This window comes from Allofustis seminis DSM 15817 (assembly GCF_000374325.1).
GTDB classification, from domain to species: domain Bacteria; phylum Bacillota; class Bacilli; order Lactobacillales; family Carnobacteriaceae_A; genus Allofustis; species Allofustis seminis.
In genome coordinates, this window is sequence record NZ_KB894085.1 from 1 (window position 1) to 18,636 (window position 18,636).

Below are 18,636 nucleotides of genomic sequence, written 5' to 3' on the forward strand. Positions count from 1 at the left end.
GGTCGAGTCAAAGAAGAACAAACAGTAACCATTAATGAAAACTACATCTCTGGTGTTACATTCCGACTTCATAGTGATCCAATGGCACCAATTGTTAAACTACAATCTGCCACTGCAACAGTTATTGACCAAGATGGTACCGGACTAAAAGGTCAGACTGTAGAAGTTTATGATGCCGACGGCACTCATGTTGGAACGATTACAACAGATGAACGTGGACTAGGATATGTTCACAATCTACTTGTTGGCAAAGATTATACCTTTAAATTAATGCTTGGCGGTCAAGTCAAAGAAGAAAAAACAGTAACTATTAATGAAAACTATATCTCAAGTGTTACATTCCGACTTCATAGTGAACCGATGACACCTCTTGTGCCAGCAGAAGAAAAAGAAACAGACAATGAAAAAGACAACAAAAAAGATGAAGGTAAAGGAAATAAAAATAAAGAAAACGAAAAGGGCGACACTAAAGAAGGCAAAGAAAAAGATAACAAAAACAAATTGCCTAAAGCAGGTGCAGCCGTTGGTCTAGGTGCAGCTGTTGCCTATCTATTTTCTGGAATCGGTTTATATGGTGTAGCACATCGTAAAGAAGAACAATAAGATTAAAGCTTAAGACAATCTAAAAAAAGGACGCTTTTAAAAGCGTCCTTTTTATTTGGCTTGAATTAATGACGAATAAGATAATCGAATGCAGAGAGTGAAGCAGTAGCACCAGCCCCTTCAGCAATAATAATTTGTTTAAAAGGCACATCAGTACAGTCACCTGCTGCAAAGATTCCGTCGACACTAGTTCTGCCTTGGGCATCAATGACAATCTCGCCATAATCATTTAATTGTAGTGTATCATTTAAGAATTCAGTATTAGGATCAAGCCCAACTAGTATAAAGACCCCTTCAACCGATAAGTGGTGGCATTTTCCAGTTTGACGATCTTCATAGGTTAGTCCATTGACTTTTTGATCTCCCAAAATTTCTTTTGTGTTCGCATTCAAAATAACATTGACATTATCCAGTGTAGCTAATTTATCTTGAAGTATTCGGTCAGCGTTCAAATGATCTCCAAATTCCAGAATGGTAACTTCTTGTACAATGTGGGATAAATCAATGGCGGCTTCGATACCAGAGTTTCCACCTCCGATAATGGCAACGGATTTGTCTTTGAATAGTGGACCATCACAGTGAACGCAATAGGCAATTCCTTTATTTTTGAATTCCTGTTCACCAGGGACGTGAATGGATTTCCAGCGTGCCCCCGTTGCAACGATCAGCGTTTTGCTTTCAATAATGGAATGGTCGCTGAGGGTGATTTGGAAGACAGATTGTGCACTTTCTACATGAGTAGCGGCTACATTTTCCAAAAGTGTGACATCATAGTCCATCATATGGTTGCGACAGTTAGCCATATAAGTTTCGCCAGTCGTTAATGGTGTACCTGTAATGTTGGCAATTTCACTTGTTTCCATCACTTGACCGCCGAAATCTTTTGCGATAATGCCTGTCTTTAATCCTTTGCGAGCAGAATAGATTGCTGCAGTAATACCAGCTGGTCCGCCGCCAATAATGAATTGATCAAAGACATCAAGTTCATTATAACGTGCAAGCTCAGACTGTCCTAAGATAAGATCCAAGATATTATCTAATGTCTGCCGACCAGATATAAATTCTTTGCCATCTTTCATCACCGTTGGGACCGCCATAATGCCCAATTTGTCCGTTAAATCTTGGAACATGCTCCCTTCAACCATTGTATGAGATACATTATCATTTAAAAGGCTTATAATGTTGAATGCTTGGACAACATCAGGGCAATTGTGACAGCTCAATGATACAAAAGTAGTAAATGCTTGTTTTGTGTGAATGGCTGCAATACGCTCTCGCTGCTGGTCGGTAATTTTTGGTGCATGTCCACCTACTTGTAAAAGTGCCAATACTAATGATTCAAATTCATGGCCTAATGGCAACCCTGCAAAGACAATCCCTGTTTCGTAGTCTTGCCGATCAATGGCAAAAGAAGGTGTGAGTGCCAAATCTGCTGAAACGACTGATATTTTGTCGGAGAGAGTAGCGATTTCGTTAACGAGCGCCGTCACTTTTTGTGATGATTCCGACTCATCGCTGGATAATCTGAGAATGACGGGATATTTCAGTAATTTTAAATATTCTTTTAGCTGCTCTTTTAATGACTGAGATAGAATCATCATTAGATTTTTCCTACAAGATCTAGTCCGGGGGTCAATGTTTCGCCATTTTCTTTCCATTTAGCGGGGCAGACTTCTCCAGGATGCGTACGAACGTAGCGTGCGGCTTTGATTTTGTCGATCAGAACAGAAGCATCGCGGCCGATTCCGTCAGCATTGATCTCTACGGCTTGAACGATACCATCAGGATCAATGATAAAGGTTCCACGTTGTGCAAGGCCGGATTGTTCATCATAGACTTCAAAGAAGCGTGCAAGATGTCCACTAGGGTCGGCAATCATTTCGAATGTGATTTTTCCGATAGCATCGGAATGGTCATGCCATGCTTTATGGACGAAATGCGTATCTGTTGAGCAAGAGTAGGCGCGACAATCAAGTGCTTCAAGTGCTTCTACTTGTTCTTGTAAGTCCTCTAATTCTGTCGGGCAGACAAATGAAAAATCAGCAGGATAGAATAAGAGTACGCTCCAGTGTCCTTTGAAATCTTCATGAGTGAGTTCTACGAACTCATTGCATCCTCCGCAATAGGCATCTGCTTTAAATTCTATAATTTCTTTTCCAATAAGTGACATTTTTACAACCTCCTATTTTATTTGGTGCTATATTTTTAGACATGCTTTAATATAGAACCATTCTAATGTAGTGTAGCACTTTTTTTGCTCAATTCAAAATATTCCAACTGCCACAAGTTCATTTTTTGTTAAGGGCAGTGGGATAGGGAGTGATGGATGTAATTATTTTTCCAGCCACTTTTCAATTTCATTCAATAATTGTTCAGATTGTGCAACGATAGTACCGCGTTTTTTAACGGCGCCTACGACATATAGATTAATATAGCTGAATTGCGATTCAGCCACTTCTTGTAAGGCATCAATTTTTTGTTGATTATTAAAATGACCTTGTCGTATATCACTATATAAGCCGATCATTGGGCGGTTTAAGTGATAATAATATCCAATTTCTGCTGCCAATCCAGGGTCAACAATGGCTCCGTCCATGATGGCAACGAGTAAGTCGGCACGCTTTAAATATTCATTGTCCCCGTCAAAAATGTCAATGGAGTTCGCATATTGGCTTTTATCATTAATTGCATCATTTTCTTGTGGAAGATAGACATCAACATATTCACCAAAGCGTGAGCGGATTTGGTCTACTAAATAGGCGTTATAGCGTAATTCACTCTCAGAAAAAAGTGGACCGCCAAAATAAATCATTTTCTTATTCATAATATTCCTCCATTTCTAATCGAAATTATCATATCATTAGTCGCATAAAATTAGAAATAAAATCAATAGCTGTTTCGTTGATTCATGCCATTATTTTAAGTATATTAAATGAAACAAATAGGAGGCGACAGCATGGCACCTTTTATCGGGATTACAACTTACCAAAAAATTGATGGCGATGGGCGAAGTTATGATACGTTGCCAAGAGTATCAGCGGAGAAAGCTTTTGAAGAAGCCGTCTGGCAAGTAGGAGGCATTCCTATATTTTTACCTGAGGTAGAGCATGTTGATCAAGCAAAAATGCTTTGCACTAAAATTGACGGCCTTATCATTATTGGTGGTCCAGATGTGGATCCCGGGCTATATCATGAAGATGCTCACAAAGAAATAGGTCATATCGATTACAAACGTGACAAGAGCGACTTGGCATATATTCAAGTGGCGGACGAATTAAAATTACCGATACTTGGAATTTGTCGAGGATTGCAGCTACTGAATGTAGCCTTCGGAGGAACGTTATATCAAGATTTGGCACAATGTGGTAGCTGGGAAATCCAGCACGATCAAAAAACGCCCGTATCGGAACCAATTCATGCAGTGAATGTCAGCAAGGATAGTATGCTCTATGCGGCTGTAGGCACAGATGAAATTTGGGTGAATTCTGTGCATCATCAAGCCATTAAATCATTGAGTTCGAAGTTCAAAGTTACAAGCAGAAGTCGCGATCATATTATCGAAGCGATTGAATCTAAAGAAGGACATCATATTTTAGCAGTGCAGTGGCATCCTGAATTATTATTCAAAACGTGCCATCATGGACAAGCGATTTTTCGCTGGTTGATTTTAGCGGCAGGAGATTGATTAAGATCTTTTCTAAAATTTTGAAGTTTGGTGTCATCTATTGTATGATAGCACGTATTGAGTTGAAGTAGGGAAGTGTTAAGGTGTTAGTATCATTAGTTATATTATGTGGTCTTTGTATGGGGATGGAACGCTTGCTCCGTTTTTTACATTTGCCGCGGCTTATTAGTTATCTATTAGTAGGTATGCTCATTGGACCATATGGTTTGAATATTATAAGTGTCAGCTTGCAGGAGTCATCTGCATTATTACGGACGATTGCTTTAATTATTATTTTAGTGCGTGCAGGGTTGTCGCTAGATTTATCACAATTGAATACTTTAAAGCGTCCTATGATTTTGCTGTCATTTGTGCCAGCGTTGTTTGAGATGATCGGTTATGTTATGCTTGCACCCTTTATTCTCGGAATTAATTATGCGGAGGCACTACTTATGGGAACAGTACTAGCCGCTGTATCTCCTGCCGTTATCGTGCCACGCATGATTGACTTAGAGCAAAAAGGATTAGGCGTTGATAAGGGAATTCCATCTCTTGTCTTGGCAGGTGCTTCCCTTGATGATATTGCCGTATTAGTTGTCTTTAGTTCTGCTCTACGTTTTGTTAAAGCGGGGCAATTTAATGGTTGGGATCTTTTGAAGATTCCACTGAATATTGTACTCGGTATTGCCGTTGGTGTATGTGTTGGTTGGATTGTTAGCATCATCTACCATAAGATTGTAGCGCATTTTAGTTGGCCGCAAGTGGTTTTAACGGTTGGAACTTTTGGTGTGGCTTTTATTGTTTATCAAGGAGAAACATATCTTTCACACTGGCTTCCTTATTCAGGACTATTGGCTGTTATGACCTTATTTATTATCATGAATCGAAGATTAACCTCTCAAACCGTAGAAAAATTATCGCAGCATTATCAGAAAATGTGGGGCTTAGGTGAGATGGTTTTGTTCGGATTAGTGGGTGCTTTGGTTAATATTCCTTATGCGATGATTGCTGGTCCACAAGTTTTACTTCTGATTGGATTGACATTAATCTTTCGTGTAGGTGCTGTAATATTATCCCTTATGGGCACTCCGCTTACATTTAAAGAGCGCTTTTTTGTTTGTATTGCATATTTACCGAAAGCTACAGTTCAAGCAGCAATTGGCGGAATCCCTTTAGCAGAAGGACTCTTGAGTGGGCAAATGATACTCACGACTTCAATATGGGGAATTTTGTTGACAGCGCCGCTTGGAGCATGGTCAATTGATCGATTGGCGCCTATTTTTTTGAAAAAAAGAAAAGATAAAATGGAGAGTATATGATGAATAGTTTACGATTAGTAATTTATGGCATGCTTTTTGGAATTGCAAATATTATTCCGGGGGTCAGCGGCGGAACGATGGCTGCCTCTTTAGGATTTTATGATGAGTTAATTCGCAGTATTTCGAATCTGAAGAGAGATTGGGAAAAAAGCTTGCGCTTTTTAGCTCCTTTATTTTTAGGGGCGGTGTTAGGGTTGATTTTCTTCTCTTATTCAGTAGAATTTTTGTTGAAAAATTTTCCGCTTCCAACAGCATTAGCCTTTATTGGATTGATTTTTGGTGGATTGCCACTGCTGATTCAATCTTTCCAAAAAAGCCTTCAAAATAAAAAAAGAACACTTAATATTGGGCATCTGCTTATTTTTGCATTGTTTTTTGGGGTCATTGTTTGGATGAGTTATGTGAATAGTAGCGACTTGGACAGTCATCACTTAGTATTCAATTCCCAAGAAATCATCAGTTTGATTTTAGTTGGAATGACAGGTGCTGCTGCAATGGTTATTCCAGGAGTGAGTGGTTCTTTAGTTTTTATGATTTTTGGTTATTATTATGTCATTATTCAAACGTTGAACCGTTTCTTTTCTGGTCTTAAGTCATTGGATATTAATGTACTCATTCACTCGGCAAAATTTCTCTTTTCATTTGGGGTAGGGGTTTTGCTTGGGATATTTCTTATGAGCAAATTAATGGAATATCTTTTTGAATATTATCCATCTTTTACATATAGTGGCATTCTGGGACTGGTTGCTGCTTCTCCGATTGCAGTACTTAAAAATACTCAAGCGCTTGCTAATTTTAATGGATCAACAGACAGTATTCCTTTACTTATTGGATTAGTGATTGCTGGGGCATTAGGGTATATGACTTACTATTTAGGACGATCCAGCGAAAAATAAATCATTCTCTTAATCAAACCATTGGAAATGGTGGCACAAAAAAATTATATTTACAGTAGTAATCTCATAAAAAAGGAGAAATGCAGATGAATATAATTTTATCGCTGCTTATTTTCGGTGTGATTTTAATTGTTTTGAATGTTATGGCACGCCGACATATCCCTTATGCGACCCGTGTATTTACGGGATTAGGGTTAGGGGTCATTTTTGGACTAGCCCTTCAATGGTTTTTCGGTGCAACATCTGAAACAATTTCGAAAATTATCGCTTGGACTAATCTTGTGGGAGAAGGCTATGTCTTATTTTTACAGATGTTAGTTATCCCACTTGTTTTTATTTCTATGGTGCGTGCTTTTACTACAATGGAAGAAGATAGTGCTATTGGCAAGATTGGCGCACATGTTCTGGCACTTTTAGTTGGAACCGTCATGATTGCAGCAATTGTTGGAATGGCAAGTGTGCTTTTATTTCATTTAGATGGTGCAACATTCACTCAAGGCGTGGCAGAGTCTGCGCGTATTGAGGGATTATATGATCAACAAGCGCAAGTGGTCAATTTGACTTTGCCACAACAAATTCTTCAATTTATTCCTAAAAATGTCTTTGAAGATTTTGCGGGCTTGCGGCCAACGAGTACTATTTCTGTCGTAATTTTTTCGATTTTTGTTGGAACAGCCTATCGAGGCGTTCGGCGAAAACAACCAGAACATGCGTTGATTTTTGAGAAAATGATTGATAGCTTTCATGCAATTGTCATGCGCATTGTAACACTTGTTTTGCGCTTGGCTCCTTATGGCATTTTTGCGTTGATGACCAAGATGATGGCGACTTCCAGCGGATCAGCAATGATCAATTTGGGAACATTTGTAGTGGCTCTTTATGTTGCACTGGCAGTGATGTTCGGTATTCATTTGCTAGTGCTATTATTATTTGGTATCTCTCCTATTCAATATATTAAAAAAGCTGCTCCCATTTTAAGTTTTGCCTTTACATCTCGTTCTAGTGCAGGTGCCTTGCCTTTTAATATTAGAACACAAGTGGATGTATTAGGAGTAGATGCACCGACTGCGAACTTTTCGGCAACATTTGGACTTTCGATTGGTCAAAATGGCTGTGCCGGAATTTATCCAGCGATGCTTATTGCAATGGTGACACCAACTGCTGGCATCGATATTACTAACCCAATATATGGATTAACCGTTATAGGTACTATTGCGATTTCATCATTTGGTGTTGCTGGCGTAGGTGGAGGGGCTACCTTTGCGGCTTTGATTGCCTTTGGAACATTAGGGCTTCCAGTAGAGATGATAGGTCTTCTTGTATCCGTTGAACCAATTATTGACATGGGACGGACTGCACTTAATGTTAGTGATAGTATGATTGCAGGACTTGTAACATCAAAACGTCTAGGCTTTTTGGATGAAAAAGTTCTCCATGATGACCAAGCAACCGTAACAGTTGAATAATAAAAAAACGTATCGACTTTTTAAAGAAATAGCATTAGCGACCATTTTTAGTTGATGATTTTTAGCTTTAAAGAGGTGATACGTTATTTTAATTTGTTAAGATATTTGGTATACTAGACATAGTCAAACAAGGTCAAAAACAGGAGGTGGAAGTTTCCCTAGGAGGAGACCGCATATGAAACATAAAAATATGTCTGATTCAATTGAAGAATATCTAAAAGATTTACTTGAAGCACAGGGAAATGTCGAAATTCAAAGAAGTGAAATCGCAAGTCTTTTTGATTGCGTACCATCACAAATTAACTATGTCATTAATACACGATTTACGATTCATCATGGTTACCAAGTCGAAAGCAAGCGTGGGGGCGGAGGGTATATTCGCATCTATGAAATTCAAGTGCGCGATGAAATTGATCAAATCGAAAAATTCTTAGAACTTACGCATCATCCGCTTTCGCAAGCAGCAGCCGAGTCGATGATCGAAACATTATACCAAAATGAAATTATTACTTTCCTTGAAGGGAAGTTAATGCTTTCGGCAATGGATGATCACCATTTAACGACTAGAGAAAGTGTGAATAATCAGATTCGCGCCAACATTTTACGTTCAATGCTTTCTCAACTATTAATTAAAGAAGAGAATCAATAAAGGAGGGCAACTATGCCATTTTCATTTACACCGCGCGCTCAAAGCGCCTTACGATTTGCCCAAGAAGAAACGAAGCGTTTTGGTGTGCGAGCAGTGGGTACTGAACATATTTTGCTCGGACTTTTGAATGAGCCAGAAGGTATTGCACATCAAGTGCTTACACAACTTGGAATTAATATTTATCAAGTTCGCGAAGAAATTGAAGTGATGATGACTGGTATACGACCAAATAGCGAGTATGTCGTAAATGATCTGCCTTATACACCACGTGCGCGCCAAGTATTGGTTTTTGCGGCAGATGAAGCGAAGCGAATGAATGTTGATGAGATTGGGACGGAACATTTACTCCTCGGTCTTTTGCGGGACGATTTAATTATTTCTTCGAGAATTTTACGAAATTTAGGTGTTGCCATCTCGCGCGTGCGTCAGTTGATTGCAGAGAAATTAGGAATGGATTTACAAAAATCAGAGAGAAAAGTGCGCAAAAAAAATGCTCGAGCTACTGCATCGCGACCGACAGCTCAGCAGTCCTCTGAAAGTGCAACGCCGACACTCGACCAAATGGGACGCGATCTAACGGAGCTTGCACGTGAAGGTAAGCTGGATCCGATTATTGGGCGTGAAAAAGAAACGCGCAGAATCATTCAAATTTTAAGCCGCCGTACTAAAAATAACCCCGTCCTTGTCGGTGAACCTGGAGTAGGAAAGACAGCAATTGCTGAAGGACTTGCCCAATTAATTGTAAGTGGCGGTGTTCCAGAGACGATTGTCGGAAAGCGTTTAATGGCACTGGACATGGCAACTTTAGTAGCAGGTACGAAATATCGCGGCGAATTTGAGCAGCGGATGAAAGACATCATTGACGAAATTTATGAAGATGGTGAAGTCATTTTATTCATTGATGAATTACATACACTTATCGGTGCGGGAGGAGCAGAAGGGGCTATTGATGCTTCAAATATTTTGAAACCAGCACTGGCACGTGGCGAATTGCAGACTATTGGGGCAACGACTTTCGATGAATACCAAAAATATATCGAAAAAGATGCAGCTTTAGAACGTCGATTTGGAGCGGTGATTGTCGATCCACCAACTGAAGAAGAAACACTTGCGATTTTAAAAGGATTGCGCGAAAAATATGAACAGCACCATCAAGTTACTTTAACGGATGAGGCACTCTCCACTGCTGTCAAACTATCGACACGTTATATGTCGGACCGTATGCAACCTGATAAAGCGATCGACTTAATGGATGAGTCTGCAGCAAAAGTAGCGATTGACTCACTTCAACGTCATCATCCACTTGTTGGCTTGAAACAAAAATTAGCAACAATCGAAATGGATAAAGAAAAAGCCATTCGCAGTCAGAATTTTGAAAAAGCGAGCCAATTGCGCCATTTAGAAATTGAAACAAAAGCAGATATCCAAGCCTTAGAAGAAAAACGCGAAGCAAAAGCTCGACCAAAAGTTACCGACCGCGATGTGGCGGAAGTTGTCGGTCAATTGACGGGAATTCCTACGCAGCAATTAAAAGAAGAAGAGAGCGAACGCTTAATGCGCTTGGAGTCTATTTTACATGAGCGTGTCATTGGACAGGATGAAGCAGTGCAAGTTGTGTCACGCGCCATTCGTAGAGCAAGAAGTGGCCTGAAAGATCCAAAAAAACCAATCGGCTCATTCCTATTCCTAGGGCCTACTGGGGTAGGGAAAACAGAACTTGCTAAGACAATTGCCGAAGTGCTTTTCCGTTCTGAAGATGCATTGGTTCGCATCGATATGTCGGAATATATGGACAAGTTCACAACTAGCCGTCTTGTAGGCAGTCCTCCAGGATATGTTGGTTATGATGAGGGTGGTCAGTTGACGGAACAAATTCGTCAAAAACCTTATTCTGTTATTTTGCTAGATGAAGTTGAAAAAGCACATCCTGATGTCTTTAATATGTTGCTGCAAGTACTGGATGATGGTCAATTAACAGATGGTAAAGGACGCCGCGTTGATTTTAAGAATACAATTATTATAATGAGCTCGAACTTAGGCGCAACGGCTTTATGCGATGAGAAATCAGTGGGCTTCCAAGCTAGGGATGTTCATCAAGATCATGACGCGATGGAAAAAAGAATACGCGAAGAATTAAAACAATATTTCCGTCCTGAATTTTTGAATCGTATTGATGAAACAGTCGTATTCCATTCATTAAATAAAGAAAACTTACGTGAAATCGTAAAATTGTTAAGTGCAGACGTCATCAAGCGTGCGGAAGAGTTAGGAATCGACTTAAGAATTACAAATGCCGCCATGGATGTTATCGCAACAAAAGGCTACCAACCAGAATATGGTGCACGCCCACTGCAACGTACAATTCAACAAGAATTTGAAGATTTGCTGAGTGAAGCGATATTGTCAGGAACAATTATTCCAGGAGATGCTATTACAATTGGAGCGACAGGTGGCAAAATTATTCTTCGCCACCGTATGAGTCAAAAAGCGTCGAAAAGTTAAGTGCTGAGACGTTAGATAAAATGTTTTCGATGCTCAAAAGGAGCGCATATGATCAATCAAGAAACAAAAGAAATCTTCATGAGAGAAGCCATTAAAGAAGCAAAAAAAGCAAGAGATATTGGTGAAGTTCCGATTGGTGCCGTCATCGTCAAAGATGGCACCATTATCGGACGCGGCTTCAATCAACGAGAAACGCAGCATCAAGCGACGAGCCATGCTGAGATACAAGCGATTCAAGAAGCTAATCGCCATTTGGGCAATTGGCGTCTTGAAAATTGCCAACTATATGTTACATTGGAGCCATGCCCAATGTGTTCTGGTGCCATTATTATGAGTAGAATTCCTGAAGTATATTTTGGTGCTAGTGATCCTAAAGGAGGCACGGCTGGGACATTAATGAATTTATTGCAAGAAGAGCGATTTAATCATCAGTCTTTTGTAGAAAGTGGCATTTTAGAAGAAGAATGTGCAGCGTTGTTGACACACTTTTTTAAGTGCCTGCGAGAAAAACGCAAACAAGAAAAAAGAGATTATACATAATATGGAGAATATCATGAATAAATTCTTAAAAATAGCCTTGAAATGTCTCGTGTTTTTCACGATTTTTATAGGGCTTGTGTCAGTGTTATTTGCTAATGATCAAGTGCATGATCCAATATTGTGGCGATTATATGCAGAAGCGGTTCCATTTGCTACTATTTTTATTATGTCGATTGTCTTCTGGTTGCCCGAAAGGCACCGTTTTTCATTATTATTTTTCAAATCGCCAATTCAAAATAGTATTAAAGGACTCTTCAAAGGTGTTATGTGGATAGGCGTGCCAATTGTAGGTTTATGGTGGAGCGGTTATGTAGAATTTTTGGGTAGCAACATAATTTTTAATATCGGCCACTGGCTGCTGGCATGCTTTCTCAATGTATGTATGCAAGAATTACTTACTCGTGGTTATATGTATCAATTAATTCGTTATCATTATTCGCCAATTGTTGCGATTATTATGACCACGCTTTTATTTGTTTTACTCCATGGAGGAGCAGTTGAAGCAGGGATACTGCCAATATTGAATGTTATAACAATGAGTCTTTTTATGTCATTTGCTTATGAAGCCACTCATTCATGGTTATTTCCAGTAATGTTGCATTTTGCTTGGAATGCAGTGGGTGGTATCATTTTAGGTGTTGTAAATTTAGCGGAAGATTATCCGCATATTTATGATGTGCTCCTACCTGGTCCTGACTGGTTGACAGGTGGAGCAGTCAAAATAGAAGGAAGTGCAGTTGTTTTGGCGATCAATAGCTTATTGATGCTGCGATATTTATTGAAATGTTATGCTACATTGATGCATTGCCCTGCTAATGATGACTTACATGATGAGTCCTTCTATTCAATGAATGATTTAGAAGATGAACATGATTAAAAAAGAGAGTGAAGCAAAATGCTTCACTCTCTTTTTTATTATTCTGATGTATAATCGTCAAAATAGCCTTGAATATAAACAAATGGTGTTCCTTTATCGCCACTACCGCTTGTCAGATCTGCAAGAGAGCCGAGTAAGTCGGTTAATTGTCGCGGTGTTGTACCTAAGGCAGCTTCTGCATCTGCTTCTTGATTTTCTTTACCGTGAATTTTGTCTGCAATTGCTTCTTTTAGTGCATCACCGCTCAGATTTGAAAATTCATTATCTGCTAAATATTTTAGTTTTACTTCATTTGGTGTTCCTTTAAGACCGTCTGTATAGCCCGGAGAGACGATTGGATCGGCGAGTTCCCAGATCTCACCTACAGGATCTTTGAAAGCACCATCCCCATAGACCATTGCTTCAATTTTCTTGCCTGTTAATTCAAAGACACGTTTTTGGATGGCCTCGACAACTTCTTGTGAGTTAGAAGGGAATAGTTTAATGCTTTCAGTTGATGCATTATTTGCACCTAAGAGTCCAAATTCCTCATTATAAGCACTTCCGTTGACTGGTTGATTCATCATATCACTTAAGTCTAGAACTGTTTTGGCTCCAGCTTCTTTTAAGGTAGCTTTTGTATGTTCGCGACTATGAATATCACATGTGAGTACTTGGTCTGTATATTCTAGAATAGAGGTTGGATTGTTTGAGAAAATAATCTCGCACTCGCAATCTTGTTCAGTTACAATCTTGCGATAAAGTGCAATATAATCGACTCCAGTAAAGCGGTGTGATGTGCTTCCAAATATTTTATAAAAATCACTTTCGGTTAGAACATCAGACCATGGGTTAACGCCGCTTGTTAATAATTCTTGTTCTGTAACGAGTGCATTCCCTACTTCATCAGTAGGATAACTCAATTGAAGAACAATTTTTTTTGAACCGCGAGCGAAACCTTTGAGTAGGTTCATAAAACGGTTGCGGCTGAAAATAGGGAATAAAATACCTAAAGGTTTTTCTTGATCGAATTTGTTGTGAGCGTCCATTGCGATATCATCAATTGCAACATATGAACCAGCAGCTCGCGCTACAATAGACTCTGTAAGTGCGATAATGTCGCGATCTTTGATCGGATACTGCTCACTTTGTGCAGCATCAATTAGTGTTTTTGTTACAATTTCAACAATATCGTCACCTTTTTTGATAATTGGAGCTCGCAAACCACGAACTACAGTACCTACAGCTCTTGCCATAAGTGCCACATCCTTTATTTAATTAAATTTTATTACTGTTAAATTATACTAAAATCGAAAAAATGTACAAGCGAATGTCATCTTTTTTTGAAAAAAATGAATGAGAGTCCAACAGAAGCCCCATCACTTTCAATATGCACTGAATAAGAAAACTTAGCAACCATTATCCCTTATTTTGAAGGGATGTTTCTTGTTAGAAAATATGAATTCATGCTAAAATAATTTCAATTTCAAAGATTAATGGTGATTGAGGAGGGGACAAGATGCAAGACATTTATCTATTACTTGCAGAAAATAACAGATTGGAGACGGAACATTTAATTTTGCGCCCAGTCACTTTAGCAGATGCACCCGACATATATGAGATTGGCAGCAACCCTAACATTATCAAATATGTTAGCTACGCTATACACCAAGATTTGGAAGATACGCGACGCAGTATTGCGAATCATTTTATGCGTCATCCTTTAGGAAAGTATGGCATCATTTTAAAGAAAAATCAGCGACTCGTGGGGACCATTGATTTAATGATTAAATCGCAGAATGTTGCCGAAATTGGTTATCAATTAAATGAGAAATTTCATCGTCAAGGGATTATGACTGAAGCAGCTGGGAAAATCGTGCAGCTGTCATTTGAGAAGTTGAAGATGAAACGCGTTTTTGCGACATGCCTTACTAGCAATATTGCATCAAGCGGTGTCATGAAAAAAATTGGCATGACACAAGAAGGCACACTGCGCGGACAACTCAAAAAAGGTAACTACTTTTATGATATGGATGTGTATAGTCTGTTGTCTGATGAATATAAAAATAAAAATATTAGTTGAAATACAAATGAGATATGCTATACTAAATAGGCACATCACAATGATGAACGTATGAACCGTGTCAGGTCTGGAAGGAAGCAGCACTAAGTATTGTTCATCATGTGTGGTGTGTTTTTTTATGTACATTTTCTTTTATAATAGGAATTCGTGTTTATTTTCATTATAATGAAAGATGACTAAAAAAAAGGAAGCGATCAATGATGAGTAGCTACCAGGCATTATATCGTGTGTGGCGTCCGCAAAGATTCGATGATGTTGCAGGACAGCAGATGATTACCCAAACCCTAAAAAATGCAATTGCCAACCATAACCCAGCGCACGCTTACTTATTAACAGGACCGCGTGGAACGGGAAAGACCTCTGTTGCAAAAATTTTTGCTAAAGCGATTAACTGTCCGCATAGTGTGGACGGAGAACCATGTAATGAATGCGAGATTTGTCAAGAAATCACGTCTGGCAGTCTAGGTGATGTGATAGAAATTGATGCAGCAAGTAATAATGGCGTGGAGGAAATTCGGGAAATTCGGGAAAAAGCGAATTATGCCCCAACACGTGCTGAATATAAAGTATATATTATTGACGAAGTGCATATGCTTTCGATGGGAGCATTTAATGCATTACTTAAAACATTAGAAGAACCACCTGAAAAAGTGATTTTTATCTTGGCGACAACTGATCCGCACAAGATTCCTGCCACCATTATTTCTCGAACGCAGCGTTTTGATTTTCGAAGAATTTCGCAAGAGACGATTATTCAGCGCATGGTGCTTATCTTAAATGAAGAAAATATTACATTTGAAAAAGAAGCATTGCAACTTATTGCACAAACGGCGGAGGGAGGACTGCGCGATGCTTTGAGCATCTTGGATCAAGTTATCTCTTATGCTAATGGCTCTGTCACACAAGTTGCAGTGCGCGATATTACGGGTAGTATTACGCAAGAGCTATTAATCGAATATTTGCAACTACTTTATCATCATGACACATCTGAAGCGTTACAAGCATTGAACCAATTATTAGCTGAAGGAAAAGAAGCTTATCGCTTTATTGAAGATGCCTTGATGTTGTGCCGTGATATTCTTCTTGCTAAGGCGGTCAAGTCAGATGTGGCGGTCACATTCAAATATGCACACCATACCCCAGCATTTGATGCAATCGTCCAGCAATTGCCGACGAATTTCCTTTATCAGGCGGTAGGTGTGCTAAGCCAGACTCAAAAAAATCTAAAACAAACGACACATAAGGAAATTTACTTGGAAGTAGCCACTATTCAATTATGTGAAATTTCGGATAAAAATAGTGCAACTGCTACACCAGCGGGAGATTATGAAGTCGTTGACACTGCTGCTTATGAAGAGATTGTCCACCAATTGCAAGATATGCAAAAACAATTAGAACAATTACAAGCAATAGATAAAGTGGCATCTGAACCAAAAATTGTCGAACCAAAACAGACTTTAATAAGCAAAAATAATCAAGAAGATGCAAGTGTTGTCCCAAATCAGTCGGAAGTTTTTGCGGTGCTAGATGAAGCGACACACCAAGATCGTGCTTTTTTATTTGATTTATGGCCAGATTTTATTAGTCAATTAGAAGTGGGGCAAAGCGCCATTATGAATAATGGCACACCTGTTGCTGCTAGCCCGAATACTTGGGTCATTACATTTGAATATAAGATTTTGGTAGAACGTTTTGAAACAGATGAATTAATTAGCAAGAGCTTGCAACAATTTTTAGAAACGATTCACCAATCCCAAATTAAAATTATTGCTTTGACAAATGAACAGTGGAAAAATGTTCGAGAAAATTATATCTTAGAGCGAAAAAAATTAAAACAAGGCATTCCTGTGGACTTCTCAGAAGAAGAAAAGAAAGAATATGAACAACGAATTCAAGAAGAAGAAAAAACAAAAGAAATCATTAATCAGGCAGTCGCCTTTTTTGGCGAAGATACCGTAAAAATAATGGAGGATGATAACAAATGATGCGCGGTGGAATGAATAATATGCAAGGCATGATGAACAAAATGAAAAAAATGCAAAAAGAAATGCAAGCAGCTCAGGCACAATTACAAGAAATGACATTTGAAGGAAGTGCAAGCAACGATCTAGTGACAGTCAAAATTTCAGGTGAAAAAGAAGTCTTGCAAGTAAAAGTTGACCCAGACATTTTAGATCCTGAAGATGCTGAAATGATTGGTGATTTGATAATGATTGCAACGAATGAAGCACTCGCTAAAGTAGATGAAGCCACTGAACAGACCATGGGCAAATATACACAAGGATTTAATATTCCAGGATTTTAATAAAAGGACAGATGCGACATGTATTATCCGGAACCGCTATCGAAATTGATGGACAGCTTTATGAAATTGCCAGGCATTGGCGAAAAAACGGCAGCACGTTTAGCATTTTATGTAGTGTCTATGCGTGAAGAAGATGTTACACATTTTGCGCGCCATTTAATAAGTGCAAAGCGTGATCTGAATTATTGTAAAATTTGCGGAAATTTAACCGCACAAGAAATTTGCTCAGTATGTTCAGACACTTCGCGCGATCGTTCGCTTATTTTGGTGGTCGAACATCCAAAAGATGTGATTGCCATGGAAAAAATCCAAGAGTACCATGGGTTTTACCACGTTTTAGGCGGTGTATTATCGCCCGTTGAAGGCACAGGCCCTGAAGATATTAATGTGCCGTCCCTTTTAAAACGACTGCAAAATGAAGAAGTCACGGAAGTTATTTTAGCAATGAATGCCAATGTGGAAGGTGAGGCAACGGCGACTTATCTTTCGCGGCTCATTAAACCTGCCGGAATTAAAGTAACACGTCTAGCACATGGCCTTTCAGTTGGAAGCGATATTGAATATGCTAATGAAGTGACTTTGATGAAAGCCATTGAAGGGCGTACTGAAATCTAAAATGATTTGCCATGCATAAAAAAACGCTAAAGTTGCAATATTAAAAGCAACTTTAGCGTTTTTTTAATGAGTTTTGCTATCATTTTTAGTATACTAAGTAAGAAAGTATATTGGAGTAAAAGAGGGATATTTTGAAAGGTTTATTCATCAGTGTGGAAGGCCCAGATGGTTCAGGGAAGTCGACAGTGATTAAGTCGCTTCGTGAAAAACTTTCGCAAGCATTCAATGATAGCCGCGAAATTATTGTGACACGTGAACCTGGGGGTAGTCCACTTGCCGAAAAAATTAGACACACTCTTTTGACAACTGAAAATCATTCTATGGACGATCGGACAGAAGCGCTACTATTTGCGGCAGGTCGGCGCCAACATGTTATGGAATTGATCCGCCCTGCATTAGCACGCGATGCTATTATCTTATGCGATCGCTTTGTTGACAGTTCCATTGCTTATCAAGGAGCAGGTCGCAAAATTGGGATGGATGAAGTGCGTGCAATTAATTTATTTGCAACGGAAGGATTGTTGCCAGACATCACTCTTTTTCTAGATGTCGATGTAGAAAGGGGATTGCGCCGTATCGCACATGTTGACTCGAAGCGTTCTCTTGACCGTTTGGAATTGGAGACGATTGATTTTCATCGCCGCGTTCGTGAAGGTTATTTTACTTTAATAAAGAAAGATCCTAAACGTTTTATTATGATTGATGCTAATCAGTCAATTGAAAAAGTATTAGAAGAGAGCTGGAATAAATTAACACATGAATTAACTGCGCGCCACTATATGCAGTAGAAAAGAGGGAATAAAATGAAATTATTAATTGCAGTCATTCAAAATGAAGATAGTAAGAAATTACAAGAAGTTTTTAACAAAGAAGGTATTCGTGCAACAAAACTTGCAACGACTGGCGGTTTCTTACGTTCAGGCAATACGACCTTTATGATCGGGATTGATGATGATAAAGTCGAAGATGTTTTAAATTTAATTGCAAAATATTGTAAGACCCGTACGCAGACGATGATCAGCTCTCCAACTTATGATTTCAACTTGGATGCGGGCTTCGATTATCCAATTGACGTTGAAGTAGGTGGGGCGACCGTCTTTATTCTTCCAGTGGATGCCTTTAAGAAATTTTAGAAAGT

General features: G+C 39.0%; 19 protein-coding genes and 1 other RNA gene. 16 read left to right on the forward strand and 4 right to left on the reverse strand.

The window, feature by feature from the left end; genetic code table 11:
• Positions 1-603: carboxypeptidase-like regulatory domain-containing protein (locus C231_RS08660; protein WP_040408069.1), on the forward strand; the 603-nt coding region annotated here is incomplete at its 5' end.
• Between the two features lie 65 nt (positions 604-668).
• Here C231_RS08660 and ahpF read toward each other — a convergent pair.
• The 3 genes from ahpF to C231_RS0105985 form a co-directional block, all read right to left on the reverse strand.
• Positions 669-2,204, reverse strand: a complete 1,536-nt coding sequence (ahpF, locus tag C231_RS0105975) for an alkyl hydroperoxide reductase subunit F (RefSeq protein ID WP_018659721.1) — start codon at positions 2,202-2,204, stop codon at positions 669-671.
• Positions 2,204-2,773 carry an alkyl hydroperoxide reductase subunit C gene (gene ahpC / locus C231_RS0105980; RefSeq protein WP_018659722.1) on the reverse strand — a complete coding sequence of 190 codons (570 nt, stop codon included), beginning with the start codon at positions 2,771-2,773 and terminating at the stop codon, positions 2,204-2,206. Before ahpC ends, ahpF begins: the two co-directional genes overlap by 1 nt.
• A gap of 162 nt (positions 2,774-2,935) precedes the next feature.
• Entirely contained in the window at positions 2,936-3,427 is a 492-nt protein-coding gene (locus C231_RS0105985; RefSeq protein ID WP_018659723.1) for a nucleoside 2-deoxyribosyltransferase, read from the reverse strand.
• 132 nt (positions 3,428-3,559) lie between these two features.
• On the opposite strand from C231_RS0105985, the gene C231_RS0105990 reads away from it, so the two are divergent.
• From C231_RS0105990 to C231_RS07955, 8 genes are all read left to right on the forward strand, one after another.
• Positions 3,560-4,288 (forward strand): gamma-glutamyl-gamma-aminobutyrate hydrolase family protein, encoded by a 729-nt coding sequence (locus tag C231_RS0105990; RefSeq protein ID WP_018659724.1) that lies wholly within the window; start codon positions 3,560-3,562, stop codon positions 4,286-4,288.
• Positions 4,289-4,371: 83 nt separating this feature from the next.
• Positions 4,372-5,586: a cation:proton antiporter gene (locus C231_RS0105995; RefSeq protein ID WP_026314382.1), complete on the forward strand. Its 1,215-nt coding sequence runs from the start codon at positions 4,372-4,374 to the stop codon at positions 5,584-5,586.
• Entirely contained in the window at positions 5,586-6,482 is an 897-nt protein-coding gene (locus C231_RS0106000; protein WP_018659726.1) for a DUF368 domain-containing protein, read from the forward strand. Before C231_RS0105995 ends, C231_RS0106000 begins: the two co-directional genes overlap by 1 nt.
• Positions 6,483-6,568: 86 nt before the next feature.
• Positions 6,569-7,948: an L-cystine transporter gene (locus C231_RS0106005; protein WP_018659727.1), complete on the forward strand. Its 1,380-nt coding sequence runs from the start codon at positions 6,569-6,571 to the stop codon at positions 7,946-7,948.
• A gap of 175 nt (positions 7,949-8,123) precedes the next feature.
• Positions 8,124-8,597: a CtsR family transcriptional regulator gene (locus C231_RS0106010; protein WP_018659728.1), complete on the forward strand. Its 474-nt coding sequence runs from the start codon at positions 8,124-8,126 to the stop codon at positions 8,595-8,597.
• Between the two features lie 12 nt (positions 8,598-8,609).
• Positions 8,610-11,099, forward strand: coding sequence for an ATP-dependent Clp protease ATP-binding subunit (locus C231_RS0106015; RefSeq protein ID WP_018659729.1), 2,490 nt, complete (start codon positions 8,610-8,612; stop codon positions 11,097-11,099).
• A gap of 48 nt (positions 11,100-11,147) precedes the next feature.
• On the forward strand, positions 11,148-11,639 hold the full coding sequence (gene tadA, locus C231_RS0106020) for a tRNA adenosine(34) deaminase TadA (RefSeq protein ID WP_018659730.1): 492 nt from the start codon (positions 11,148-11,150) through the stop codon (positions 11,637-11,639).
• Between the two features lie 13 nt (positions 11,640-11,652).
• Complete coding sequence (locus tag C231_RS07955; RefSeq protein ID WP_169333939.1) at positions 11,653-12,516, forward strand: CPBP family intramembrane glutamic endopeptidase; 864 nt, start codon at positions 11,653-11,655, stop codon at positions 12,514-12,516.
• Between the two features lie 38 nt (positions 12,517-12,554).
• Here C231_RS07955 and C231_RS0106030 read toward each other — a convergent pair whose 3' ends face one another.
• Positions 12,555-13,751 carry a coenzyme F420-0:L-glutamate ligase gene (locus C231_RS0106030; RefSeq protein ID WP_018659732.1) on the reverse strand — a complete coding sequence of 399 codons (1,197 nt, stop codon included), beginning with the start codon at positions 13,749-13,751 and terminating at the stop codon, positions 12,555-12,557.
• Between the two features lie 263 nt (positions 13,752-14,014).
• On the opposite strand from C231_RS0106030, the gene C231_RS0106035 reads away from it, so the two are divergent.
• The 7 genes from C231_RS0106035 (at position 14,015) to C231_RS0106060 (ending at position 18,631) form a co-directional block, all read left to right on the forward strand.
• Positions 14,015-14,578, forward strand: coding sequence for a GNAT family N-acetyltransferase (locus C231_RS0106035; RefSeq protein ID WP_018659733.1), 564 nt, complete (start codon positions 14,015-14,017; stop codon positions 14,576-14,578).
• A gap of 25 nt (positions 14,579-14,603) precedes the next feature.
• An RNA gene (gene ffs / locus C231_RS08465) (signal recognition particle sRNA small type) lies at positions 14,604-14,698 on the forward strand.
• Between the two features lie 80 nt (positions 14,699-14,778).
• On the forward strand, positions 14,779-16,563 hold the full coding sequence (gene dnaX / locus C231_RS0106040) for a DNA polymerase III subunit gamma/tau (protein ID WP_040408074.1): 1,785 nt from the start codon (positions 14,779-14,781) through the stop codon (positions 16,561-16,563).
• Positions 16,560-16,883, forward strand: coding sequence for a YbaB/EbfC family nucleoid-associated protein (locus C231_RS0106045; RefSeq protein ID WP_018659735.1), 324 nt, complete (start codon positions 16,560-16,562; stop codon positions 16,881-16,883). The genes dnaX and C231_RS0106045 overlap by 4 nt, the downstream gene beginning before the upstream one ends.
• Before the next feature lie 18 nt (positions 16,884-16,901).
• On the forward strand, positions 16,902-17,498 hold the full coding sequence (gene recR / locus C231_RS0106050) for a recombination mediator RecR (RefSeq protein WP_018659736.1): 597 nt from the start codon (positions 16,902-16,904) through the stop codon (positions 17,496-17,498).
• 131 nt (positions 17,499-17,629) lie between these two features.
• Positions 17,630-18,286, forward strand: coding sequence for a dTMP kinase (tmk, locus tag C231_RS0106055; protein WP_018659737.1), 657 nt, complete (start codon positions 17,630-17,632; stop codon positions 18,284-18,286).
• Between the two features lie 15 nt (positions 18,287-18,301).
• Positions 18,302-18,631 carry a cyclic-di-AMP receptor gene (locus C231_RS0106060; RefSeq protein ID WP_018659738.1) on the forward strand — a complete coding sequence of 110 codons (330 nt, stop codon included), beginning with the start codon at positions 18,302-18,304 and terminating at the stop codon, positions 18,629-18,631.
• The last annotated feature ends 5 nt before the right edge of the window (positions 18,632-18,636 follow it).